We start from the raw sequence: 24,635 nt of genomic DNA, 5'->3' as shown, positions 1-24,635 counted from the left end.
ATTTATTGGTTTACGGACGTCTCGGGCTTGGCCCGAACGAGGTATTGCAATGTCGGGTTTCCCCGAACAGACGCGCCAATACAGCATTGCGAGGGATTTGTCACGCCCTGTCAGAATTTTTAATAGCCAGCCGCAAGTGACTATGTCAGAAATATTGCAAAAATAAATGCTTCGCACGCAAGCAATCTAAAAAAGCATAAAGCTAAAATGGGGACAATATGACTATCAAACAACCGTCACCCTCATTGTATAATGAGGATCTGGCGCCTGCTGTCGAACGCAAATGGGGCGCTTTCAGTATTTTCAACGTCTGGACATCGGACGTTCATAGTCTTTGGGGCTATTATCTTGCTGCAAGTCTTTTTCTGCTTTGCGGCAGCTTTCTGAACTTCGTCATTGCCATCGGCCTTGGCTCTCTGGTGATCTTCTTCCTGATGAGCCTCGTCGGCAATGCAGGCGTGCGGACAGGCGTGCCGTTTCCGGTGCTGGCGCGCGCGTCTTTCGGCACATTTGGCGCGAATTTTCCGGCGCTCGTGCGCGGCGTCGTCGCCTGTTTCTGGTATGGCGCGCAGACGGCTGCGGCCTCTGGCGCGCTCGTTGCGCTGCTGATCCGTAATGACAGCATGCTGGCCTTCCACCAGAACAGCCACTTGCTCGGCCACTCCACCCTCGAAGTCATCTGCTACGTGCTGGTCTGGGCGGCTCAGTTGCTGATCATCCAGCGTGGCATGGAAACGGTGCGCCGCTTTCAGGATTGGGCCGGTCCGGCTGTCTGGATCATGATGCTCATTCTGGCCGTCTATCTGGTCATCAAGGCGGGTACATTCTCTTTCGGCAGCGAAATCCCGCGCGATATTCTGCTGGAGAAGACAAGGGACGCTGGCGTGTCCGGCGAGCCGGGTTCCATCGCCGCGCTGGCAGCGGTCGCCGCCACCTGGATCACCTATTTCGCAGCGCTTTATCTCAATTTCTGCGACTTCTCGCGCTATGCCAAGGATGAAGCGGCGCTGCGGCGCGGCAATCTATGGGGCCTGCCGGTCAATCTTCTGGCCTTCTGCCTCGTTGCCGGTGTCACAACCACCGCCGCTTTCACCGTCTATGGCGAAGTGCTGCTGCATCCTGACCAGATTTCAGCAAAGTTCGACAGCTGGTTCCTGGCGCTTCTGGCCGCGCTGACATTCACTGTCGCAACGCTCGGCATCAATGTGGTTGCAAACTTCGTTTCCGCCGCCTTCGATTTCTCAAACACATTTCCGCAAAAGGTTTCCTTCAAGCGGGGCGGTGTCATTGCGGCGCTGATCGCGCTGATCCTCTATCCGTTCGCGCCATGGGAAACCGGCGCTGCACATTTCGTCAATTTCCTGGGTTCCACCATGGGGCCGATCTTCGGGATCATGATGGTCGACTATTATCTGCTGCGTCGCGGACAGTTGAATGTCGCCGATCTTTATCAGGAGAATGGCGAGTTCCGCTTCCAGAACGGCTGGCACGTCAAGGCATTCATAGCCTTTGCAATTGGCGCTCTGTTCTCGTCTGTCCTGCCGATGGCCACTAATCTTCTGCCGGACTGGTGGGGAACCTATGGCTGGTTCTTCGGCGTTGGCATTGGCGGCGGCGTCTATTTCATACTCCGCAGGCCGGAAGTGCAGGCGCACGCATCCGCAAAGCAGCATGCATGAAACAAAATGCCCGGTGAAAACCGGGCATTTTCATCTATTTGCCGATCCGGCCCAGATGCGTATCCTGAAAGCCTGATCCATATTTGAGGCCGAAGCCAAGCGCCCGGTCGATGCCGATATGCACTGCCCAGATCAGCGCCATGGCGATACAAATCTGCCAGTTCATTGCCCAGCCAAACACGGCCAGCAGAACCACGCCGATCCAGCTATGGGCAATATTATAGACAACCGCACCGGTGCGCGGTCCCTTCATATAGGCAAAGAACGACAGATCAGGCGCCAGAACCAGAATGGCAAAAAGCCACCAGCTTGCTCCACTCACCCAGTAGGCTCCGAGCGCCAAAAGCGCGAGGGACAGGCTTTCAAGGCGCTGGATCAGATTCATTTGCGTTTTGTCTCCTGATAGGCATCCCAGAGATCAGGTCGGCGTTCACGGGTGATCCGCTCCGCCTGCGCATGTCGCCATTTGTCGATGGCGCCATGATTGCCGGATGTCAGAACATCGGGGATAGACCTGTCTTCCCAGACCTGCGGACGCGTATAATGCGGATGCTCAAGCAGCCCGGTCTCAAAACTTTCCGTTTCGCCCGATTGCTGATTGCCCATCACGCCCGGCAACAGCCGCACCACAGCATCCAGCAACACGATGGCCGCCGTCTCGCCGCCCGAAAGAATATAATCGCCGATCGAGACTTCCTCGAGTTGGCGCGCTTCAATCACGCGTTCATCCACGCCTTCGAAGCGTCCGCACAGAATGATCGCGCCCGGCCCGGCTGCAAGCTCGCGCACGCGTTTTTGCGTCAGCGGCGCACCGCGCGGGGTCATCAGCAGCATCGGACGATCATCGGCAACGGAATCGAGCGCCCGCGCAATCACATCGGGCTTCATCACCATGCCCGCGCCACCGCCCGACGGCGTGTCATCGACCATGCGATGCCTGCCTTCGGCAAAATCGCGAATCTGCACCGTATCGAGCTGCCATTTCGCCTCGGCAAGCGCCTTGCCGGCCAGTGAAACGCCAAGCGGCCCCGGAAACATTTCCGGATAGAGCGTCAGCACAGAAGCATGGAAAAAGCCTGCTTCTTTGACTTCCGGCAGAAGGTGCGAAGATTCACCCGTCATGACTTCTTCGGTCGCTTCTTCTGCTGATTGCCACCCTTCAGCGGATTGTCATTTTCATCGGGGATCAGGCCCGCCGCGAATGGCTCCACCAGCAGGGTGCCTTTTTCAAAGTCGATCTCCGGCACAGCCGCTTCGGTGAAGGGAATGAGCATCGGGCGCTTGCCCTTCTCGCTCAGCTCGATGAGGTCGCCACCACCGAAATCGAACACCGCGCTCACAACGCCATAGCTCTTGCCCTCGGCATCGATTGCCGCAAGACCGATCAGGTCGGTCTGGAAGAACTCGTCGTCTTCGAGATCGTCATCCGATAATTGCGAACGGTCGATGTAAAGCGCAGTGCCATTCAGCGCCTCGGCGGCATTGCGGTCGTTGACGCCCTTGAAGCGCACGATCACGACCGTCTTGGCGGCCCGTGCTTCAAGAACCTCGTAGCCCTTGCCCTGCTCATCGTAAAGCAGGCCATAATCGCCAATTGAAAGCGGATCTTCGGTAAATGTCTTGATTCTGACTTCGCCACGGATGCCATGGGCGGCACCGACGACGGCAAGCTGAATCGGATTTTCTGGACGTGGCATGGTTGCCCCTGATCTGGATTCGGGCACATCGCCCCGACAGTGAGACCGATATGCGCTGCTGATTAGCTTTATCGCTTAGCGAATTCAGACAGAAACGCCAAGAAAAATGCTTGGTTCCGTCAATCTGGCTGCCAAACACACTATGGCAACCAGCCGGTAACCTCTCCCTGACAAACTGTCAGCCTAAACTTCAACCGGTAGATTTCAAGATGGCGATGAATGGCGAATTCCTGATTCCTGCCCGTGCAGACCTTGCGGCTGCGCGTGAGGAATGGCTGAAAACATTGAAGGATACGCGCCGTCTTTCCGAAAATACCGTCGAAGCCTATGAGCGCGACTCGCGGCAATTTCTCAATTTCCTCACCGGACATCTGGGCGAACCGCCCTCGCTGAAAGATGTCAGCAGCCTGCGCGTTGCCGATCTGCGCTCGTTCCTCGCAAGCCGCCGCAATGATGGCGCGGGCGCGCGCACCCTTGGGCGTGGTCTGGCCGGTATACGCTCCCTGCTGCGCCATCTGGAAAAACGCGGTCTGGCCAATGCCGCAGGCGCGAGCGCCATGCGCGCACCGCGCCAGCCAAAATCCCTGCCGAAACCGCTAACCGCTGACGACGCCCGCCGTGTGGTTGCAGCCGACGGCCAGATGGCCGAGGAACCGTGGATCGCGGCGCGCAACGCCGCAGTGCTCACCTTGCTCTATGGCTGCGGCCTGCGCATTTCCGAGGCTCTTGGCCTCAAAGGCGATGCACTGTCCGACAGTTCCGCGCTTTCGATCACCATAACCGGCAAGGGCAACAAGTCCCGGCTTGTGCCCCTGCTGCCGATTATCCATCGCGCCATCGCGCAATATCGCGCGCTGTGCCCCTATGATCTGTCTGCCGACAAGCCGCTGTTTCGCGGTGCGAAAGGCGGCGAGCTTCATGCCGCCATCATCCAGCGCGAAATGCAAAAGCTGCGCGCCGGGCTTGGTCTGCCCGACAGCGCCACGCCGCACGCGCTGCGCCATTCCTTCGCCACGCATCTGTTGGGTCGCGGCGGTGACCTGCGCACGATTCAGGAACTGCTTGGCCATGCCAGCCTGTCCACCACGCAGATCTATACCGGCGTGGATACGGAGCGGTTGCTGGAAGTTTATGACAAGGCGCATCCGAGAGCCTGAATTGGCCACCTTTTACATCGCGGAAGATTGCTTATATTCCCCTGTATGAAAAAGCTGCTTCTCGTTCTTCTATGCGCCGTCTTCGCCGGTTCCGTCACCGCGCGAGCTGACGAAAAAGCTCCCGCCTGCTCCATTCGGGGCGAAAATCTCGTCGATGGCGTGGAGAAAAACGATCCCGCGCTCTGGGAAAAACTGCGTGCGGAAGCAGAATCGATCCCCAACCATCAGGGCCGCATCTGGAAGATCGAAAAGGACGGAGTAGCCCCGTCCTATCTGTTTGGCACCATCCATCTCAGCGATCCACGTGTGCTGGAACTGCCGAAGGTCGTGCAAGACGCCTATCAATCCACCGGCACCGTTGTGATCGAAACCACCGATGTTCTCGATCAGAAGAACTTTCTGCGTTTGAAGCTGGAGCGTCCCGAACTGCTGCTTTTCACCGATGGCAGCACGCTCAAGTCGCACCTGCCTGCCGACAGGCGGGAGGATATCGAAAAGAAGCTTGCGGAGCGCGGCATTATTCTCGATGCGGTCGCCAAGATGAAGCCGTGGATTCTGACCACGCTGCTGGCCCTCCCCAAATGCGAGCGCGAGCGCAAAAGCGAAGGCGTGAAGTCGCTCGACGAGTATCTGGCAATCAATGCCCAGTCTGAAGGGCGCAATGTTGAAGGGCTGGAAACGGCTGCGGAACAGTTCGAAGCCACCGACAAGCTTCCGCTCGATTTTCACATTCGCAATCTCATCGCCACGGTCGACTATGGTGACAGAACCGAAGACGCCATGGAAACGACGACCGCGCTTTATCTGAAGGGCGAGCTTGGCATGATCATGCCGGCGCTGAGAAGAATTGTGCCGGACGCACTGTCCGATCAGGATTATGATCTGTTCCTGAAATATCTGATCACCGACCGCAACCACACCATGGCGGATCGTGCCGTTCCACTGCTGGAAAAAGGCAACGTCTTCATCGCTGTCGGCGCCCTGCACCTGCCGGGCGAAGAAGGCGTGGTGGAATTGCTACGCGCCAAGGGTTATCGCCTGACGGCGCTTTAGCCCCCTGCCCGCACGCGGAACAATCGGCTTTTGACTGCGTTCACTCTGCTGAAGCAGGTTTGTGACGGCTGGGAGGCCGCGCAAACCCGATGCGACAACTGGAGGAGCGCGCAATGGTTGATCCCCTCGATCCGCGAAACGACCCCAGAACGAACCCGGTCAATACTGATCCGGGACTTTCCGATCCTTCCGGCATGCCACCGCCGCAACGCGGCGGAAGCGGCTATCTTCTGGGTGCCGTTCTGCTCGTGGCAATCATCATTCTCGGCTATTTCTTCTACAAGAATGGCACGAGAACCGACACGGCAGCACCGCCACCCGCACCAGCAACGCAGAGCGAGCCCGCAACACCGGCTCCGGCAACGCCTGCCAATCCGCCAGCCCAGAATTAATTCTCATAAAAACAGGAAAGGCCCGCTTACGCGAGCCTTTCTGCATTCTCTCTAGAGTGGTTCCGGTTAAAACGGAATCGTGGAACCGCTCTATCTATTTTTACGCATTATCCTACGCATCGAAGCAGGATCAGAAATCAGTCCAGTGGACTGATTTCCCTGCGTAGGCGCTTCGCACTTTTGCTGGAAATGCTCGAAGAGATTACATATGGATCGGCTTGGCGAAGGTCGCCAGAGCAGATTCGCGCACGGCTTCCGACATGGTCGGATGCGCATGGCACGTGCGGGCCAGATCTTCCGACGAGCCGCCGAATTCCATCAGAACGGCCAGTTCGTGGATCATTTCGCCAGCATTATAGCCGAGGATATGCGCGCCCAGAACGCGATCCGTCGCCTTGTCGGCGAGGATTTTCACAAAACCGTCCGTGTGCAGCATGGCGCGTGCGCGACCATTGGCCGTGAACGGGAACTTGCCGACCTTGTATTCGATACCGGCAGCCTTCAGTTCTTCTTCGGTCTTGCCAACAGAAGCCACTTCCGGCTGGGTGTAGACAACGCTTGGAATAACGTCGAAATTCACATGACCGGCCTGACCAGCGATGATTTCGGCAACAGCAATGCCTTCGTCTTCAGCCTTGTGCGCCAGCATCGGGCCCTGCACCACGTCACCGATGGCGTAAATACCTTCGACATTGGTGCGCCAGTGATCGTCAATCGCAACGCGGCCGCGATCATCGACATTGACGCCTGCTTCCTGAAGGCCAAGACCATCCGTGTAAGGACGACGGCCCGTGGAGATCAGAACGGCATCGGCTTCGAGTGTTTCGGCATCGCCGCCCTTTACAGGCTCGAAAGTGACCTTCGCGCCCTTACCAGACTTTTCGACGCCCGTCACTTTCGCGCTGAGCTTGAAGGCAATGCCCTGCTTTTCGAGCAGACGCTGGAACTGCTTGGAGACTTCGCCGTCCATTGCACCCAGCACCTTGTCGAGATATTCGACAACTGTGACCTTTGCACCGAGACGCGCCCAGACCGAACCGAGTTCCAGACCGATCACACCGCCGCCAACGACGACGAGATGACCCGGAACCTTGTCGAAGGACAGTGCGCCGGTCGAGGAAACGATGGTCTTCTCATCGATGTCGACCTTGACGCCCGGAATACCGGCGACGTCAGAGCCCGTGGCGATGATGATGTTCTTGGCTTCGATTTCCTCGACCTTGCCGTCCTCGGCGGTCACGGAAACCTTGCCCTTGGCGACGACCTTGCCGGTGCCGATGTAAGGCGTGATCTTGTTCTTCTTGAACAGGAATTCCACGCCGGTCACATTGGCCTTCACGGTCGCGTCCTTGTGAGCCAGCATCTTTCCCAGATTAAGCTTGGGCGACACTTCCACACCAAGCGTATCGAAGGAATGACCAGCTTCGGCAAAGACTTCCGATGCATGCAGAAGCGCCTTGGACGGAATGCAGCCGACATTGAGGCAGGTGCCGCCGAAGGTCTTGCGCTTTTCCACCACAGCAACCGAGAGACCCAGCTGCGCAGCCTTGATTGCGGCGACATAACCGCCGGGGCCCGTACCGATGACAACCACATCATAAGACATTGAATTACCCTTTTCAGTCTTTCCTGAACGTTTTTCGTTAGAGTACCACATTTATGCGACGCCAAATGTTTCGGCTGCAAAATGCTTGAAATAACCGGCCTGCGTCAGAGCTGCCGATCAGTTTTCATCCGGGGTGCATCCCTGAAAGCGGAACACTTCCCACTGAAGCGGCTTTTCGGGTTTGGCCGCTCCAAAATCATAACCGTCGAGCGCCGTCACCAGATCGGGGAACAGCACCGCCTGTGCGGCAGGCTCGTCCGCCTTGGGCAGAACTTCGGCTTCCGCACCTTCCTTCAACGCATAAATGACGCTCTGCCAGATGCTGCAATCATCGAGGTCTTCCGGATTGGAGCCATCGCCCTTGCAGTTATAGGTGATGAGCGCATAAGGCCGCGCCACACCCTCTTCCGGCCAGATCACCATGCCGTTCAGCTTGAATTCCGGCTTGTCATTCGCGGTGATCGTGAATTCATTGGTCGGCGCTGGCGTCATCTTGAGATCGTTCGTCTGCAACGGCCGGAACGTCAGCGTGTAGGCGCCGTCACGATCCTGATAGATGCCGCGATTCTGGGTGCAGGCTGCCTGCACCGCGGTCGAGAACACCGATGCGGCGACGACCGAAGCGGCCGTTATTTTGAGAAGCTTCCTTGCAACATGCATCTGTCGGTTCTCCCTGAGTTTTTCCGGCAGCAAATCAATTGCTTCTTACATAGCCTTTTCGGTGGCAAGTTTAAGCCCCAGAGCGATGAAGACAACACCGCTTGTGCGATCGATCCATTTCGAAGCCCGCGAGAAAGCCGCGCGCATCTTCGGCGTGGTCATGAAAATGCTGACGCCGATAAACCAGCTGATCAGCGCAGTGGCCATCACAACACCGTAGCCAAGCTTCACTTCGGTCGGCGTATGCGCGTGAACGACCGTCGAGAAAATCGACAGGAAGAAGAACACAGCTTTCGGATTGAGCGCATTCGCCGCAAAGCCGAGGCCGAAGGCTTTGGCAAAGCTCTGCTGCTTGCGCGGTTCTTTGGAATCCGTATCGACTTCGATCTTCGTTGTGCCAGCGCGCAACGCCTTGATGCCGATATAGACCAGATAGGCCACACCGCACCATTTGACGATGTTGAACAGATAGATCGACTTGGAAATGATGAGACCGAGGCCCAGCACCGTATAGGTGACATGCATCATCAGCGCCGCCCCGATCCCGAAGCTGGTGATGATCGCCTCACGACGGCCATGCATCAACGACTGCCGCATGACCATGGCCAGATCCGCTCCCGGCGAAACAATCGCAAAGAAGAAGATGGCCATCAGGGAAGCCAGTTCGAAGAGATAGGGATGCATCGCTTTTCCTTTACTGCGTTATGCGCGAATTCCCGCGCAGGCAGCCATCAAAAAATCAAAGCCAGAAACATGACACCCAGTCCGACCATCGAGCCGACCCAGATCAGCGACCGGATATAGGGAATACCCGCCAGATAGAGCGGAATGTAAACAATACGGCATGCAAACCAGAGCCAGGCTCCGTAAATGCCCCAGACGCTTGCATCGCTTTTCAGGATCAGAGCCAGCGCCAGTGCAATAAAAGCCGGATAGGTTTCGCGGAAATTCGTCGATGCCCGCTCGGCACGCCCGGCAATGGCGCCGGAAGGTTTCAACCCTTCATCGCGGGGACCGGCATTCCAGTCGGTGCCGAGTTCTCGCGTCGCCGTCATGGCTTGCAGGAGAATATGGGCCACCAGCAGGACCACGCTCCAGCCGACAAGATGCAGATAGGGCGACAGATAAGGCGAAGAGGAGAAAAGACCCGGCTCCATCGTGCAAATCCCGTTGCTCGCAAACCCGACCGAAAAGCCGCCCGATCATGTTCGGGCGGCTTTCCTGAATTCCAGCTTAGAGATCGAGAACCAGACGTTCCGGATCTTCCAGGCTTTCCTTGACACGGACCAGGAAGGTCACGGCTTCCTTGCCGTCCACGATGCGGTGATCGTAGGACAGGGCCAGGTACATCATCGGACGGATCACGATCTGGCCGCCGACAACAACCGGACGGTCCTGGATCTTGTGCATGCCGAGGATACCCGACTGTGGCGAATTGAGGATCGGCGAAGACATCAGCGAGCCGTAAACGCCACCATTGGTGATGGTGAATGTGCCCCCCTGCATGTCAGCCATCGAAAGCGTGCCATCGCGCGCTGCCTTGGCCAGACGACCCAGTTCCTTTTCCACGCCAGCGATCGAAAGCTGATCGGCGTCGCGGATAACCGGAACGACAAGGCCCTTGTCGGTGCCGACAGCCATGCCGACATGCGCAAAGTTCTTGTAGATGATGTCGGTGCCGTCGATCTCGGCGTTAACAGCCGGGATTTCCTTCAGCGCATGGGTAACAGCCTTCGTGAAGAAGCCCATGAAGCCGAGCTTCACGCCATGCTTCTTTTCGAAGACGTCTTTGTACTTGGTGCGCAGTTCCATGACTGCGGACATGTCGACTTCGTTATAGGTCGTCAGCATGGCGGCAGTGTTCTGCGCATCCTTCAGACGCTTGGCGATGGTCTGGCGCAGACGGGTCATCTTCACGCGTTCTTCGCGCGATGCGTCGTCAGCCGAGGAAGCCGGACGGGCAGCAGCGGCAGCAACCGGAGCCGGAGCAGCCGAAACGCCCTTGGCGATGGCGTCGAGAACGTCGCCCTTGAGAACCTGACCGCGCTTGCCCGAGCCTTCAACCTGATCGGCGGACAGACCGCTTTCAGCAAGAAGTTTCGAAGCAGCAGGTGCAGGCTGCATAGCCGGGCCCGACGATGCGGAAGCAACCGGTGCAGCAGCAGCCGGAGCGGCAGCGGCTGGCTTGGCTTCTTCCTTCTTCGGAGCAGGCGCGGCAGCACCTTCACCGGAAATCTGGCCGAGCAGAGCATTGACCTCAACCGTGTCGCCTTCCTTGGCCACGATTTCAGCCAGCACGCCAGCAGCAGCAGCCGGAACTTCCACTGTCACCTTGTCGGTTTCCAGTTCCACCAGCGGTTCGTCGATGGCGATAGCATCGCCAACCTTCTTGAACCATTTTCCGATGGTTGCCTCAGTAACGGACTCCCCAAGCGTGGGAACGCGAATTTCGGTGGCCATGGTTTCTTCTTCCGTTGATCTTCAAACTTTAGATTTAATGTTCAATTCAGGCTGGAGCAGTTTCGAAAAACTGCTCCAAAGCTTAACCCGGATCAGTTACCGAGCGCATCCTCAAGGAAAGCCTCAAGCTGCGCAAGATGCTTCGACATCAGGCCGGTTGCCGGAGAAGCGGCAGCCGGGCGGCCCGTGTAGCGGACGCGCTGATGCTTGGCATCGATATGCGCCAGCACCCATTCCAGATACGGATCGATGAACGACCACGCACCCATGTTCTTCGGCTCTTCCTGACACCAGACGATTTCCGCATGGCGGAAACGCGACAGCTCGTTGATGAGCGCCTTGGCCGGGAACGGGTAGAGCTGTTCAACACGCAGCAGGTAGACATCGTCGATGCCGCGCTTTTCACGCTCTTCGTACAGATCGTAATAGACCTTGCCCGAGCAGAGCACGACGCGACGGATCTTGGCGTCCTTTTGAAGCTTGATGCCTTCTTCGCCCTTGTTGTACTGCGCATCGTCCCAAAGCAGACGGTGGAACGAGGAATCGCCCGACAGTTCGCTGAGGCTCGATACAGCACGCTTGTGACGCAGCAGGGACTTCGGCGTCATCATGATGAGCGGCTTGCGGAAGTCACGCTTCATCTGGCGGCGCAGAATATGGTAGTAGTTAGCCGGCGTCGTAACGTTGGCAACCTGCATGTTGTCTTCAGCGCAGAGCTGGAGATAACGTTCCAGACGAGCCGACGAATGTTCAGGACCCTGACCTTCATAGCCATGCGGCAGAAGGCAGACGAGACCGGACATACGCAGCCACTTGCGTTCACCCGACGAGATGAACTGGTCGAACACGACCTGCGCACCGTTGGCGAAATCGCCGAACTGGGCTTCCCACAGAACCAGCGCGCGTGGATCGGACAGCGAATAACCATATTCGTAGCCGAGTACCGCTTCTTCCGAAAGCATCGAGTTGATGGCTTCGTAGATCGCCTGACCCTTCTGAATATTGTTCAGGGGTGTGTAGCGGTTCTGGTTTTCCTGATCGTAGAGAACCGTGTGACGCTGCGAGAAGGTGCCGCGTTCCACATCCTGACCGGACAGACGGATCGGATGGCCTTCCGCAACGAGCGTGGCGAATGCCAGCGATTCAGCAGTTGCCCAATCGATGCCTTCACCGGTTTCCATCATCTTGGCGCGGTTATCGAGGAAGCGCTGGATGGTGCGATGGACGTGGAAGTCCTGCGGCACTTCAACCAGCTTCTTGCCGATTTCCTTGAGCGTCTTGATCGGAACACCGGTCTTGCCGCGGCGCTGCTCGTCGGCATTGTCAGCCGTGCGCAGACCAGCCCAGGCACCATCAAGCCAGTCGGCCTTGTTCGGCTTGTAGCTCTGTCCGGCTTCGAACTCGATTTCGAGCTTTTCGCGCCAGTCGGCCTTCATCTTGTCGACGTCGGCCTGGGTGAGCAGACCTTCGGCAATCAGCTTTTCGCTGTAGAGCTGAACGGTCGTCTTGTGCGCGCGGATTTCCTTATACATCAACGGCTGGGTGAAGGACGGTTCGTCGCCTTCATTGTGGCCGAAGCGACGGTAGCAGAACATGTCCACGACCACCGGCTTGTGGAAGGTCATGCGGAATTCCATCGCAACCTTGGCTGCGAACACCACAGCTTCCGGATCGTCGCCATTGACGTGGAAGACCGGCGCTTCGACCATCTTCGCCACATCGGACGGATAAGGCGAAGAACGCGAGAAAGCCGGATTGGTGGTGAAACCGATCTGGTTGTTGATGATGAAATGCAGCGTTCCACCGACGCGGTGACCCTTGAGGCCCGAAAGACCCAGGCACTCGGCAACCACACCCTGACCTGCGAAAGCGGCATCGCCGTGCAGCAGCAGCGGCAGAACCTTGGCGCGTTCGGTCAGCGGAACCATGTCGTCACGGGTGCGACCGACAAGCAGATCCTGCTTGGCGCGGGCCTTGCCCATGACAACCGGGTTGACGATTTCAAGGTGCGACGGGTTGGCGGTCAGCGACAGGTGAACCTTGTTGCCATCGAACTCGCGGTCCGACGAAGCGCCAAGATGGTACTTCACGTCGCCCGAGCCTTCCACATCGTCCGGCGCATAGGAGCCGCCCTTGAACTCGTGGAAAATAGCGCGGTGTGGCTTGGCCATAACCTGGCTGAGCACGTTCAGACGGCCACGGTGCGCCATACCAAACACGACTTCCTTGAGACCCATCTGACCGCCGCGCTTGACGATCTGTTCCAGTGCCGGGATCAGCGATTCACCGCCATCGAGGCCGAAACGCTTGGTGCCCTTGTACTTGACGTCGATGAACTGCTCGAAGCCTTCCGCTTCGATGAGCTTCGACAGAATGGCCTTCTTGCCTTCCGGCGTGAAAGCAACCTTTTTATCCGGACCTTCGATGCGTTCCTGAATCCAGGCCTTTTCAGCCGGATCGGAAATATGCATGAACTCGACGCCGATCGTGCCGCAATAGGTGCGCTTCAGAATGTCGAGCATTTCCGGCACGGTCGCGTATTCGAGACCGAGCACATTGTCGATGAAAATCTTGCGATTGTAATCGGCAGGCGTGAAGCCGTAAGCTTCCGGCTCCAGCTCATTATAGTCGTTCGGCTTTTCGGCCAGACCGAGCGGATCAAGATTGGCATGCAGATGGCCGCGCATGCGATAAGCGCGGATCATCATGATGGCGCGAACGCTATCGCGTGCAGCCTGTGCAATCTCTTCAGCGGACAGTGCGGCAGCGGCTTTACCGTCGCCCTTGCCGTTCTGGGCAGCCTTGCCCTTCAGCTTGTCGGTCACATGCTTTTCGACTTCAGCCCAATTGCCGTCGAGAGCGGAGACGAGTTCGCCATTGGCGGCAATCGGCCAGTTCTTTCTGGTCCAGCTTGGCCCTTGAGCATTCTTCTTCACATCTTCGGCACTATCGCCCAGCTTCGCGAAAAAATCGCGCCACTGCGGATCAACCGAATTCGGATCATCCTCATACTTGGCGTACAGCTCCTCGATATAGTCGGCGTTGCCGCCATAGAGGAACGAGGTAAGGGCGAAAACGTCGTTGGCCTGTTCTTGCCTTGCCATAACCTAATCCGGAGCTTTGCTCCGTCTCCTTGTCAGTAGCTCATCTGCGCGGGCCGGAAGTTTCCGGAAGTTCGTTGCCGAAACCTTCATCCCTCACGCCGCCGGGGAGGAACCACAACAGACCCCGGCAAAACTCGTTTCTACGCGACCCGAGCGATCTGTTCCGACGCAATTGTCAGAACCGCCCGGTCTATTTGTTCGACACCGGAGAATGACCGCGAATGCCTGCCATTCCCTTAAAGCCCGGCCCTTAAAGCCCGGTATCCGGCTTCAGTATGTCTTTGTTATGCCAAACCCGGCAGCGGCTTTCGCCGCCGCCGGGATATTCAAACTCGAACCGATCTTAGCCCTTGAGGACTTCGACCAGCGTCTTGCCGAGCTGCGCAGGCGACGGGGAGACGCGGATGCCAGCCGATTCCATGGCTGCAATCTTGTCTTCCGCTCCGCCCTTGCCACCGGAGATCACGGCGCCGGCATGGCCCATGGTGCGTCCGGCAGGAGCCGTACGGCCAGCGATGAAGCCGACCATTGGCTTCTTGCGACCGCGCTTGGCTTCGTCCTTGAGGAACTGAGCCGCATCTTCTTCAGCCGAACCGCCGATTTCACCGATCATGACGATCGACTTGGTTTCGTCGTCGGCCAGGAACATTTCCAGCACGTCGATGAACTCGGTGCCCTTGACCGGGTCGCCGCCGATACCGACAGCAGTGGTCTGGCCGAGGCCCTCGTTCGAGGTCTGGAACACAGCTTCATAGGTAAGCGTGCCGGAGCGCGATACAACACCCACCGAACCCTTCTTGAAGATATTGCCCGGCATGATGCCGATCTTGCATTCTTCAGGGGTCAGGATGCCCGGGCAGTTCGGTCCGAGCAGGCGCGACTTCGAGCGTTCCAGACGCTCCTTGACGCGAACCATGTCCAGGACCGGAATGCCTTCGGTGATGCAGACGATGAACGGAACTTCAGCTTCGATGGCTTCGATGATCGCGTCGGCTGCGCCTGCTGGCGGAACGTAGATCACGGATGCATCGGCGCCCGTGCGTTCCTTGGCTTCGGCAACGGTTGCGAAGATCGGGAGCTTTTCGCCCTTCGAGCCTTCCCAGGTTTCGCCACCCTTCTTCGGATGGATACCGCCGACCATCTGCGTGCCGTAGTAAGCAAGCGCCTGTTCGGTATGGAAAGTACCGGTCTTGCCGGTCAGGCCCTGTACGAGAACCTTGGTGTCCTTGTTAACGAGAATGGACATGCCTTAATTCCCCTTCACAGCAGCGACGATCTTCTGCGCCGCATCGTCGAGATCGTCAGCCGAAATAACGTTCAGGCCGCTCTCGTTGATGATCTTCTTGCCGAGTTCCACATTGGTGCCTTCAAGACGGACAACCAGCGGAACCTTCAGGCCGACTTCCTTGACCGCAGCGATCACGCCTTCGGCGATCACGTCGCACTTCATGATGCCACCGAAGATGTTGACCAGAATGCCCTGTACAGCCGGATCAGCGGTGATGATCTTGAATGCAGCCGTCACCTTCTCCTTGGAAGCGCCGCCACCAACGTCGAGGAAGTTGGCAGGTTCTGCACCGTAGAGCTTGATGATGTCCATCGTTGCCATGGCAAGGCCAGCGCCGTTGACCATGCAGCCGATATTGCCGTCGAGAGCGACATAAGCGAGGTCGTACTTGGAAGCTTCGATCTCTTTTTCGTCTTCTTCCGACAGATCGCGCAGTTCCTGAATGTCAGGATGACGGAACAGCGCATTGCCGTCGAACGATACCTTGGCATCGAGAACGCGCACGCGGCCATCGGTCATGACGATCAGCGGGTTGATCTCGAGAAGGCTCATGTCCTTTTCGGTGAAGGCCTTGTAGAGGATCGGGAACAGCTTCACGCCGTCTTCGCGAGCCTGACCTTCAAGCTTCAGCGCGTCGGCGAGCTTGTTGGCGTCTTCGTCCGTTACGCCCTTGGCCGGATCGATGGCGACAGTCACGATCTTTTCAGGGGTTTCTTCGGCAACGGCTTCGATGTCCATGCCGCCTTCGGTCGAAACGACGAAAGCCGGACGGCCGACGGTGCGGTCGATCAGGATCGAGAGATAGAGTTCGCGATCAATGTCGGCGCCATCTTCAATGTAAAGACGGTTGACCTGCTTGCCGGCAGGGCCGGTCTGCTTGGTGACGAGCGTGTTGCCGAGCATTTCCTTCGCATTGGCAACCACTTCCTCAACCGACTTGGCGAGGCGCACGCCGCCCTTGGCGTCCGGGCCGAGTTCCTTGAACTTGCCCTTGCCGCGTCCGCCAGCATGGATCTGGCTCTTGACGACATAAAGCGGTCCGGGAAGCGTCTTTGCCCACTCTTCCGCCTGCTCGACGGAATAGACAGCCACACCGTTGGCGATCGGCGCGCCGTAGGTGTGAAGCAGGCGCTTGGCCTGATATTCGTGAATATTCATCTGGTTGTCCTCTACGGATTCCCGGTTCGTTTGGCGAGCCGGTACGGATTGACAGCCGGAAAAGGCCGGAGCCCCGTCAAAAACAGAGCATCCGGCCTTGTCTGGATATTACTTGAGCGACGGAGCGATACCGATGCAGGCTTCGCAAAGACCGGCAACCGAAGCCACCGACTTTTCGAACTCGGCCTTTTCGTCCTTGTCGAGGTCGATTTCGATGATGCGTTCAACGCCATTGGCGCCGATCACGGTCGGCACGCCGACATACATGTCCTTCACGCCATACTGACCGGTCAGCTGGGCAGCGACAGGCAGAACGCGCTTCTTGTCCTTGAGGTAGGATTCAGCCATCTGAATGGCCGAGGACGCCGGAGCGTAGAAAGCCGAACCGGTCTTGAGCAGACCGACGATTTCCGCGCCGCCGTCACGGGTGCGCTGAATGATCTTGTCGAGCTTTTCCTGGCTGGTCCAGCCCATCTTGACGAGGTCCGGCAGCGGAATGCCAGCAACGGTCGAGTAGCGGGCCAGCGGAACCATGCTGTCGCCGTGGCCGCCGAGCACGAATGCCGTGACGTCTTCAACCGAAACGTTGAACTCTTCCGAGAGGAAATAACGGAAACGGGCGCTGTCGAGAACGCCAGCCATGCCGACAACCTTGTGAGCCGGAAGGCCCGAGAACTTCTGCAGGGCCCAGACCATCGCGTCGAGCGGGTTGGTGATGCAGATGACGAAGGCTTCAGGCGCATATTTCTTGATGCCTGCGCCAACCTGTTCCATCACCTTCAGGTTGATGCCCAGAAGATCGTCGCGGCTCATGCCAGGCTTGCGCGGCACACCTGCGGTAACGATGACAACGTCCGCGCCTTCGATGGCTGCGTAATCGTTGGCGCCGGTAAACTTCGCATCAAAACCGTCAACCGGAGAAGATTCGGCGATATCCAGTCCCTTGCCCTGCGGAGTACCTTCCGCAATATCAAAAAGGACGACGTCGCCCAGTTCCTTCAGACCGGCGAGATGAGCGAGCGTGCCGCCAATCATACCGGAGCCGATGAGGGCAATCTTGTTGCGTGCCATGATTGTTTCTTTCCTCAAGTTTGATCCAGAAACGCATGAAGCCATCCGGTGTCCTCCCGGAAACGCTTAAGCGCTGCGAGGGTTCGATATGACTCTTTGCAAAAAAACACAACTCATTATTTTGCGACCAATGTTTTCAATCGGTTAGAATTATATGTTCTTACGTAAACGTAAGATAATTGGGCGAAATAATGGCAATTCCCCTCTGTCTCGCCCGTCATCACCCTGCCGGTGATGCGATAGGCAAGCCGCCAATCCGATCGGTCAATGCCACATCCCGCATGAACATGCCGGATGCAACACTCCTAGAGCAGATACATCCTTCCGGGTGCATCAAGGTCGCTCTAACTATCTGAACCTACACACTCCGCTTCCCAAAAACCGCTTCCGCGTTTCGGGGCCGGAGCGCTGAATTTGCGCGGGCACGATAGCCGATTGAGGATATAAGTCCAGTCTGTGGCAATCAGATGATATGGCCGGAAGTTTGGTAGCCAGAGACGGCTCGCAGAATCGGTGAGCCATCTTCAAGATCAAACCGATCAGAGAAAAGCACCGATCTCAGACGGCCTTCTCCGGTATCTGCGACAGATATTCGGCGCTCTGCATCTCGAAGAGACGCGATGCGGTGCGGTCGAATTCGAATGCCTCGGTGCCGCTTTTCGCAACATAAAGCTTTTCCGGCTGCGCTTCCGCCGTGATGAACACACGGGCATGATGGTCGTAAAGAACGTCCACCAGCAAGATAAAACGCTTGGCTTCATTGCGCCGCGAAAGATCGAGCATCGGTACATTGTCGATGAACAAGGTCGAATAGCGACCGACAATGGCCAGATAGTCCGCAGCGCCAAGCGGGCGGCTGCACAGTTCCTCGAAACTGAAACGCGCAGCGCCCGGAACAGAATGCGGTACCTCGACATCACGCCCCTTGATGCGAATGACGTCCGGCTTTTCTTCCACGCCGTCCTTCTGCGCAGCCCAGGCGGCATCCATCCGCTTCGCCGTCTCGCCACCCAGCGGGGAGAGATAGACCGGCTGGCGGTCCAGCTTTTCCAGACGATAGTCGGTGCGCGAATCGAGATTGATCACGTCGACATGCTTCTTGAGAATATCGACAAAGGGCAGGAACAGCTGGCGGTTCAGGCCGTCACGATAGAGATTGTCCGGTGCGACATTCGACGTGGCAATCAGCACGACGCCGCGCGCGAACAGCGCGCTGAAGAGGCGCGACAGGATCATTGCATCGGCAATATCCGTCACCGTGAACTCGTCGAAGCATAGAACCCATGCCTGCGCGCTCAGCGCGTCGGCAACCGGCGGGATCGGATCGTCCTGCTTGGTCTCGCCGCGCTTCAAGGCCTGCCGATGCGCATTGATGCGATCATGCACGTCAGCCATGAAATCGTTGAAATGCGCACGGCGTTTGCGCTCGATGGGCAGAAGCGAAAAGAACATGTCCATCAGCATGGTCTTGCCGCGGCCGACCTCGCCATGAACATAAAGCCCCTTGACGATTTCCTGTGCTTGCTTGCGCTTGCCGAAAAGCCAGCCAAGCGCGCTGGACTTGCGCGAAAGCCGCTTGGTGCAAATCTCCTCGATCAGCCGGTCATAACGGCTGGTGAGTTCGAGCTGCGCGGGATCAGCCTCCACTTCGCCAGATGCGACCAATGCATCGTAATGCTCGCGGACGGAGGGAAACGCTTTCAGATTACCATCAAAGGACATGACAGGTTCCGTGAAACCTCTACTTAAAATTCGGCGGAGCAGTCCGGAGACGCCCCGCCGCGATCGATTGTTTCGGCTTTATATCAGCGCGCCACGTTTAAATCAGCGCGCCGATCTCAGATTAACGCGAAAGTGACAGGGCCTGACCGCCGGTGGTCTGACCGTCGAAACGGCCCTGACCGGACGAATAAAGCGAAGCGACCGTGCCGCCCGATCCATCGTAAAGCACAAGCTGCTTGCCGTTGACGGCCCAGGAAGCGAGGTTTGCCAGTTCGCCCGGGCAACGCAGCGGACCTGCGCGGAAACCCTGACCATATTTGGTCTGCGGCGTGGCAACCTTACAGCTCTGGCCGCCAAGCGAGGCGTTCCAGACGCCTGCGACGCTACCCGGCGTCAGATCAGGCGCCGATGCGGGCGGCAGGCTTGCAACCTGCGTATTGCCCGGCTGCATGCCGGGATTGGTGGTTGGAGCGGTCGGGAACTGCGATCCATCCGGCGAATTGAGATTGCCCTTCTGCACAGAACCTTGCGGTGCGGCCTGCAAGGGTGCTGGCGGAGGCGGCGGGGAAACAGGCCCGAGGTCGTTGCCCATCCGGGAGCTCTGACAGCCGGCCAATACGATGCCAGCCGCTGCCAGGCTCAGCAAACTTGCTTTCGAAATTCCCATCAGGTTCTCCATTTCGGTCGAGGTCTTGGGATAGCGGCGCAAACCACGCTCACGCGAAACCCAGCTATCACACCAATATTGGCGCGATAAAATGGCTATATGGTTAAAAAATCAACACCATCTCCCGGCAATTTGCGCAGGAGTGATCAATCCGGGTTTGAAATTGCTCATAAATTTTGGGACTGGGACAGGAAGGCCACAGTTTTATGGGTACATGGCTCGAAACGGAACCGCGGAACCGACCATATGAGCTGATAGCAACGTTAGATATATTGCTGGCACTGGCAATTTGCGGGGTTTTCCGCCATATAGAGCACATCCCGAAGAGTGTGAAACGGTTTTCGGACAAGATGTACTCAAAAACAATGAGATAGAGCGATTTCAAATGAAACCGCTCTATACGCCAGATAACCCATTGAACAAACCTTTCGGCTGCATCAATGCAACCGCAGGCAGAACGGAACCACGACAGCTATGGCCACCAGGGCAGCCTTCGCCAAGATGAACGGGCTCGGCAATCAGATCATCGTTGCCGATATGCGCGGTCGCGCAGACCGCATCACGCCTGAAGCCGCCATTCATCTTGCCGGTGCGAGCGAAACGGCCTTCGACCAGATCATGGCCATTCATGATCCGCGCACGCCGGGCACGGACAATTATATATCGATCATCAATTGCGATGGCACGGAAGCGCAGGCCTGCGGCAACGGCACGCGCTGCGTGGTGCAGGCGCTGGCCGCCGAGACCGGCAAGCGCGCCTTCACCTTCGAGACCCGTGCGGGAATTCTGACCGCCAAAGAACATGATGACGGGCTGATTTCCGTCGATATGGGCAAGCCGCGTTTCGGCTGGCAGGAAATTCCGCTTGCCGAAGAATTTCAAGACACGCGTATGATCGAGCTTCAGGTTGGCCCTATCGATGCGCCGGTGCTGCATTCGCCTTCGGTCGCCTCGATGGGCAATCCGCATGCGATCTTCTGGGTGGACCGCGATGTGTGGTCCTATGAATTGGAGAAGTTCGGCCCGCTTCTGGAAAACCATCCGATTTTCCCGGAACGCGCCAATATCTCGATTGCCCGCGTCACATCACCGGAAACGATGGATCTGCGCACCTGGGAACGCGGCGCCGGGCTGACCCGCGCCTGTGGTTCTGCCGCCTGTGCTGCCGCCGTCTCCGGCGCACGCACGCGCCGCACCGGCCGGAATGTCACGGTCAATGTTCCAGGCGGCCCTCTGCTGATTGAATGGCGTGACGACGATCATGTCATGATGACTGGCCCGGCTGAGTGGGAATTTTCCGGCACATTCGACCCGGCAAGCGGCGACTGGAGCCGCGACCTTGAGAGCCGCCTAACGGCGGACACGTCTGCGGACAAGGGTGCTGCCTGATGAGCGTGGAAGTCGTAACATTCGGATGCCGCCTCAACACCTATGAATCCGAGGTGATGAAGCGCGAAGCCGACGCTGCCGGTCTTGGACAGTTGAAGGATGGCGCGATCATCTTCAACACCTGCGCCGTGACGTCGGAAGCCGTGCGGCAGGCCCGTCAGGCCATCCGCAAGGCGCGCCGCGAAAATCCGGAAGCCCGCATCATCGTAACCGGCTGCGCGGCACAGACCGAAGCAGACAATTTCGCATCCATGGATGAAGTGGACCTCGTGCTTGGCAATGAGGAAAAGCTGAAATCCAACTCCTATCGCATGTTGCCCGATTTCGGCGTGAACCAGTTTGAGAAGGTGCGCGTCAACGACATTATGGAAGTGCGCGAAACCGCGAGCCACATGGTCGACGCCATCGAAGGCCGCGCACGCGCCTTCGTGCAGGTCCAGAATGGTTGCGACCATCGCTGCACGTTCTGCATCATCCCGTATGGTCGCGGCAATTCCCGCTCAGTGCCGATGGGCGCGGTGGTGGAACAGGTGAAGCGCCTTGTCGGCAATGGTTATGCCGAAGTGGTGCTGACCGGCGTGGACATGACCTCCTACGGCCCCGACCTTCCGGGAAGCCTGCGCCTCGGCAAACTGGTCAAGACGGTTCTCAATCAGGTGCCGGACCTTCAGCGCCTGCGTCTTTCGTCCATCGATTCCATCGAGGCGGATGACGACCTGATGGACGCCATTGCCAATGAAAAGCGGCTGATGCCGCATCTGCACCTGTCCTTGCAGGCGGGCGACGACATGATCCTGAAACGCATGAAACGCCGCCATCTGCGCGACGATTCCATTCGCTTTTGCGAAACCGTGCGTTCGCTGCGCCCCGATATCGTGTTCGGCGCGGATATCATCACCGGCTTTCCGACCGAAACCGAGGACATGTTCCAGAACTCGATGAAGATCGTCGAGGAATGCGGCCTGACCCATTTGCACGTCTTCCCATATAGCGCGCGCGAAGGCACGCCTGCCGCGCGCATGCCGCAGGTGCGGCGCGAAATCGTCAAGGAGCGCGCCGCCCGGCTGCGCGCTGAAGGCGACAGAGCCTATGAGAAACATCTTGCCTCGCTCACCGGCACGACCCAGCGTCTGCTGATCGAGAAGGAAGGCATTGCCCGCACCGAAGGCTTTACGCTCGCAGCCGTCGAAGGCGGCGCGGAAGCTGCCGCTCCGGGTCAGATTATCGAACGTGTGGTAACGGGCCACGACGGTGAGAAACTTCTCACCCGCGCCGCCTGACCATCAGCTGCATAAACAAGGCATCGGAATCCATGGCAATCGGTTTCATCAAGAGAATGTTCTCCTTCGGCAAGAAGGAGGTCGAGGAAAGACCGGTGGATCAACCGGCGCCCGACGCGGTCACCGAAGCCACGCCAACGCCAGAACCGGAAGCGCCCGCAGCACTGGAAGCGCCGAAACCGGCTGAAGTGCCGGAAGAAGCAGCCGTAGAGGCACCATCAGAGCCGGAAGCTCCGGTTATCGAAGAACCGGTGGCCCGCGCCGCGCCGGAACCGGTTGTTGAACCCGTCGAAACGCCTGCCGAAAAGGTGCCGGAGCCTGCGGTCGAGGACGTTGTCGAAGAGCAGCCCGAACCGGAACATCCTGTCGCGGAAATCGAAATTCCAATCGAGCAGCCGCCGGTCATGGAACCGACGGTGATCGAGCCGCCATTTATTGAGCCCGAACCCGAGCCCGAGGCCACGCCGGAACCCGAAGCGGAGCCAGAGCCAGAACCGACTCCTGCGCCTGAACCAGAACCGGAAAAGCCTGAAGAACCGAAGCCTGTCGAAACACCTGCGCCCGCGAAGCCGAAGAAGGTCAAGGTTTCCAAGGCCGTCGAGGAACAGGCCGAAGAAGCACCTGCCGCCCCTGTGGCCGAGCCGAAACTGTCGTGGTTCGAGCGTTTGCGGCGCGGTCTGTCGCGGTCGTCCTCTTCGCTCAGCGAATCCATCGGCGGCATTTTCACCAAGCGCAAGCTGGACGAAGACACGCTTCAGGATCTGGAAGATGTGCTGATTCAGGCCGATCTCGGCCTTGAAACCGCGATGCGCGTTACCGATGCGCTGGCCTCCGGGCGCTATGGCAAGGATGTTTCGAGCGATGAAGTGCGCTCGATCATGAGCACGGAAATCGAAAAAGTGCTCGGCCCTGTCGCCAAGCCGCTGGAACTCGACCTTTCCCACAAGCCGCATGTCATTCTGGTTGTCGGCGTCAACGGCACTGGCAAGACCACGACCATCGGCAAGCTCGCAGCAAAGCTGACAGCGGGCGGCCTAAAGGTCATGCTGGCGGCAGGCGATACCTTCCGTGCGGCGGCGATCGAACAGCTTCATATCTGGGGTGAGCGCACAGGCGCACCGGTTGTCTCGTCCAAGCTTGGCGCGGATGCGGCAGGTCTTGCCTATGACGCATGGGAAAAAGCCCGGGACGCGGGCAGTGACGTGCTGATCATCGATACAGCCGGGCGCTTGCAGAACAAGGCCGAGCTGATGGATGAGCTTGCCAAGATCGTGCGCGTGCTCGGCAAGCACGACCCCGAAGCGCCGCACACCGTGCTGCAAACACTGGACGCCACAACGGGCCAGAACGCGCTCAATCAGGTCGAAATCTTCAAGAACATCGCTGGCGTAAACGGGCTGGTCATGACCAAGCTTGACGGAACGGCGCGCGGCGGCATTCTTGTTGCCATCTCGGCCAAGCACAAGCTGCCGGTCTATTTCATCGGTGTCGGCGAAGGCGTCGATGACCTCGAACCATTTGCGGCCAATGAATTTGCCCGCGCCATTGCAGGAGTTGCCTGATGGAGCACCCCGTCTTCGAACGCGATCCGTCGCAGAAGAGCGAAGCCGAGCGCAAGGAAGTGCAGCCGCTGCTCAAGCTGGTGCTGGAACTGGGGCCGCTTCTGGTGTTCTTCTTCGCCAATGCGCGCGGCGAAACGCTGATCGAACATTTTCCGGTACTGGCCTCTATCGGCGAGCCGATCTTTCTGGCCACCGCCCTTTTCATGGTCGCGACGGTGATCGCGCTTGGCATTTCATGGGCATTGACGCGCACGCTGCCCATGATGCCGCTCATTTCCGGCATCGTGGTTCTTGTGTTCGGCGCGCTGACACTCTGGCTGCACAACGACACCTTCATCAAGATGAAGCCCACCATCGTCAACACGCTGTTCGGGGCGATTCTCCTTGGCGGCCTGTTCTTCGGAAAGTCGCTTCTTGGCTATGTGTTTGATTCGGCCTTCCGGCTTGATGCCGAGGGCTGGAAGAAGCTCACCTTCCGCTGGGGCCTGTTCTTCATTTTCCTGGCGGTCGCCAACGAAGTTGTCTGGCGCAATTTCTCCACCGATGCGTGGGTTTCGTTCAAGGTCTGGGGCATCATGCCCATCACAGTCGTCTTCACGCTTTTACAAATGCCGCTTATCCAGAAGCATTCATTGACAGAGGACAATAAGCCCGCATCATAGGTGCATGATCCCGAAAAGATCATGCACG

At 58.1% G+C, this 24,635-nt stretch carries 22 protein-coding genes; 8 read left to right on the top strand and 14 right to left on the bottom strand.

Annotation, left to right across the window (positions count from 1 at the left end):
- The first annotated feature begins 218 nt into the window (after positions 1-218).
- A complete protein-coding gene (locus FGI60_RS04925; protein WP_138784168.1) occupies positions 219-1,679 on the top strand; it encodes an NCS1 family nucleobase:cation symporter-1 in 1,461 nt (486 codons plus the stop codon).
- Positions 1,680-1,713: 34 nt separating this feature from the next.
- Here the strand turns inward: FGI60_RS04925 and FGI60_RS04920 are convergent, their stop codons facing one another.
- From FGI60_RS04920 to rimM, 3 genes are read right to left on the bottom strand one after another with little or no spacing between them, the layout of a single operon-like run.
- Entirely contained in the window at positions 1,714-2,064 is a 351-nt protein-coding gene (locus FGI60_RS04920) for a DUF4260 domain-containing protein (RefSeq protein WP_078337560.1), read from the bottom strand.
- Positions 2,061-2,801 carry a tRNA (guanosine(37)-N1)-methyltransferase TrmD gene (gene trmD, locus FGI60_RS04915; protein ID WP_138784167.1) on the bottom strand — a complete coding sequence of 247 codons (741 nt, stop codon included), beginning with the start codon at positions 2,799-2,801 and terminating at the stop codon, positions 2,061-2,063. The genes FGI60_RS04920 and trmD overlap by 4 nt, the downstream gene beginning before the upstream one ends.
- Entirely contained in the window at positions 2,798-3,376 is a 579-nt protein-coding gene (gene rimM, locus FGI60_RS04910) for a ribosome maturation factor RimM (protein ID WP_138784166.1), read from the bottom strand. The genes trmD and rimM overlap by 4 nt, the downstream gene beginning before the upstream one ends.
- 209 nt (positions 3,377-3,585) lie before the next feature.
- Here rimM and FGI60_RS04905 point away from each other — a divergent pair, with 209 nt between their 5' ends.
- The 3 genes from FGI60_RS04905 to FGI60_RS04895 all read left to right on the top strand — a co-directional run bounded on the left by FGI60_RS04905 (position 3,586) and on the right by FGI60_RS04895 (position 5,978).
- Complete coding sequence (locus tag FGI60_RS04905; protein ID WP_138784165.1) at positions 3,586-4,533, top strand: tyrosine recombinase XerC; 948 nt, start codon at positions 3,586-3,588, stop codon at positions 4,531-4,533.
- A gap of 45 nt (positions 4,534-4,578) precedes the next feature.
- Positions 4,579-5,586: a TraB/GumN family protein gene (locus tag FGI60_RS04900; RefSeq protein ID WP_138784164.1), complete on the top strand. Its 1,008-nt coding sequence runs from the start codon at positions 4,579-4,581 to the stop codon at positions 5,584-5,586.
- A 113-nt stretch (positions 5,587-5,699) separates the two neighbouring features.
- Complete coding sequence (locus tag FGI60_RS04895; RefSeq protein ID WP_138784163.1) at positions 5,700-5,978, top strand: hypothetical protein; 279 nt, start codon at positions 5,700-5,702, stop codon at positions 5,976-5,978.
- A gap of 202 nt (positions 5,979-6,180) precedes the next feature.
- Here the strand turns inward: FGI60_RS04895 and lpdA are convergent, their stop codons facing one another.
- The 11 genes from lpdA to FGI60_RS04835 form a co-directional block, all read right to left on the bottom strand.
- On the bottom strand, positions 6,181-7,584 hold the full coding sequence (gene lpdA / locus FGI60_RS04890; RefSeq protein WP_138784162.1) for a dihydrolipoyl dehydrogenase: 1,404 nt from the start codon (positions 7,582-7,584) through the stop codon (positions 6,181-6,183).
- 117 nt (positions 7,585-7,701) lie between these two features.
- Positions 7,702-8,244, bottom strand: coding sequence for a hypothetical protein (locus tag FGI60_RS04885; RefSeq protein ID WP_138784161.1), 543 nt, complete (start codon positions 8,242-8,244; stop codon positions 7,702-7,704).
- Positions 8,245-8,289: 45 nt separating this feature from the next.
- The gene (locus tag FGI60_RS04880; protein WP_138784160.1) at positions 8,290-8,928 is read right to left on the bottom strand and encodes a LysE family translocator; all 639 of its coding nucleotides are present in this window, start codon (positions 8,926-8,928) and stop codon (positions 8,290-8,292) included.
- Between the two features lie 47 nt (positions 8,929-8,975).
- Positions 8,976-9,401 carry an MAPEG family protein gene (locus tag FGI60_RS04875; protein ID WP_138784159.1) on the bottom strand — a complete coding sequence of 142 codons (426 nt, stop codon included), beginning with the start codon at positions 9,399-9,401 and terminating at the stop codon, positions 8,976-8,978.
- 76 nt (positions 9,402-9,477) lie between these two features.
- On the bottom strand, positions 9,478-10,704 hold the full coding sequence (odhB, locus tag FGI60_RS04870; RefSeq protein ID WP_138784158.1) for a 2-oxoglutarate dehydrogenase complex dihydrolipoyllysine-residue succinyltransferase: 1,227 nt from the start codon (positions 10,702-10,704) through the stop codon (positions 9,478-9,480).
- Positions 10,705-10,796: 92 nt separating this feature from the next.
- Positions 10,797-13,808, bottom strand: coding sequence for a 2-oxoglutarate dehydrogenase E1 component (locus FGI60_RS04865; RefSeq protein WP_138784157.1), 3,012 nt, complete (start codon positions 13,806-13,808; stop codon positions 10,797-10,799).
- Positions 13,809-14,151: 343 nt separating this feature from the next.
- Positions 14,152-15,054: a succinate--CoA ligase subunit alpha gene (sucD, locus tag FGI60_RS04860; RefSeq protein WP_078337571.1), complete on the bottom strand. Its 903-nt coding sequence runs from the start codon at positions 15,052-15,054 to the stop codon at positions 14,152-14,154.
- Positions 15,055-15,057: 3 nt separating this feature from the next.
- Positions 15,058-16,254 (bottom strand): ADP-forming succinate--CoA ligase subunit beta, encoded by a 1,197-nt coding sequence (sucC, locus tag FGI60_RS04855; RefSeq protein WP_078337572.1) that lies wholly within the window; start codon positions 16,252-16,254, stop codon positions 15,058-15,060.
- A 108-nt stretch (positions 16,255-16,362) separates the two neighbouring features.
- A complete protein-coding gene (mdh, locus tag FGI60_RS04850; RefSeq protein ID WP_078337573.1) occupies positions 16,363-17,325 on the bottom strand; it encodes a malate dehydrogenase in 963 nt (320 codons plus the stop codon).
- A gap of 558 nt (positions 17,326-17,883) precedes the next feature.
- Positions 17,884-19,047: a cell division protein ZapE gene (zapE, locus tag FGI60_RS04840; protein ID WP_138784156.1), complete on the bottom strand. Its 1,164-nt coding sequence runs from the start codon at positions 19,045-19,047 to the stop codon at positions 17,884-17,886.
- A 121-nt stretch (positions 19,048-19,168) separates the two neighbouring features.
- A complete protein-coding gene (locus tag FGI60_RS04835; protein WP_078337575.1) occupies positions 19,169-19,714 on the bottom strand; it encodes a protease inhibitor Inh/omp19 family protein in 546 nt (181 codons plus the stop codon).
- A gap of 474 nt (positions 19,715-20,188) precedes the next feature.
- On the opposite strand from FGI60_RS04835, the gene dapF reads away from it, so the two are divergent.
- From dapF to FGI60_RS04815, 4 genes are read left to right on the top strand one after another with little or no spacing between them, the layout of a single operon-like run.
- On the top strand, positions 20,189-21,103 hold the full coding sequence (gene dapF, locus FGI60_RS04830) for a diaminopimelate epimerase (protein ID WP_138784155.1): 915 nt from the start codon (positions 20,189-20,191) through the stop codon (positions 21,101-21,103).
- On the top strand, positions 21,103-22,383 hold the full coding sequence (gene mtaB / locus FGI60_RS04825) for a tRNA (N(6)-L-threonylcarbamoyladenosine(37)-C(2))-methylthiotransferase MtaB (protein WP_138784154.1): 1,281 nt from the start codon (positions 21,103-21,105) through the stop codon (positions 22,381-22,383). Before dapF ends, mtaB begins: the two co-directional genes overlap by 1 nt.
- A gap of 32 nt (positions 22,384-22,415) precedes the next feature.
- A complete protein-coding gene (gene ftsY, locus FGI60_RS04820) occupies positions 22,416-23,945 on the top strand; it encodes a signal recognition particle-docking protein FtsY (RefSeq protein ID WP_138784153.1) in 1,530 nt (509 codons plus the stop codon).
- Positions 23,945-24,607, top strand: a complete 663-nt coding sequence (locus FGI60_RS04815) for a septation protein A (protein WP_138784152.1) — start codon at positions 23,945-23,947, stop codon at positions 24,605-24,607. The genes ftsY and FGI60_RS04815 overlap by 1 nt, the downstream gene beginning before the upstream one ends.
- The last annotated feature ends 28 nt before the right edge of the window (positions 24,608-24,635 follow it).

It is taken from the genome of Brucella haematophila, from assembly GCF_005938105.1.
Lineage (GTDB): Bacteria > Pseudomonadota > Alphaproteobacteria > Rhizobiales > Rhizobiaceae > Brucella > Brucella haematophila.
The sequence above is the reverse complement of the archived record's forward strand: the minus strand, read 5'-3'. Positions and strand labels throughout refer to the sequence as shown.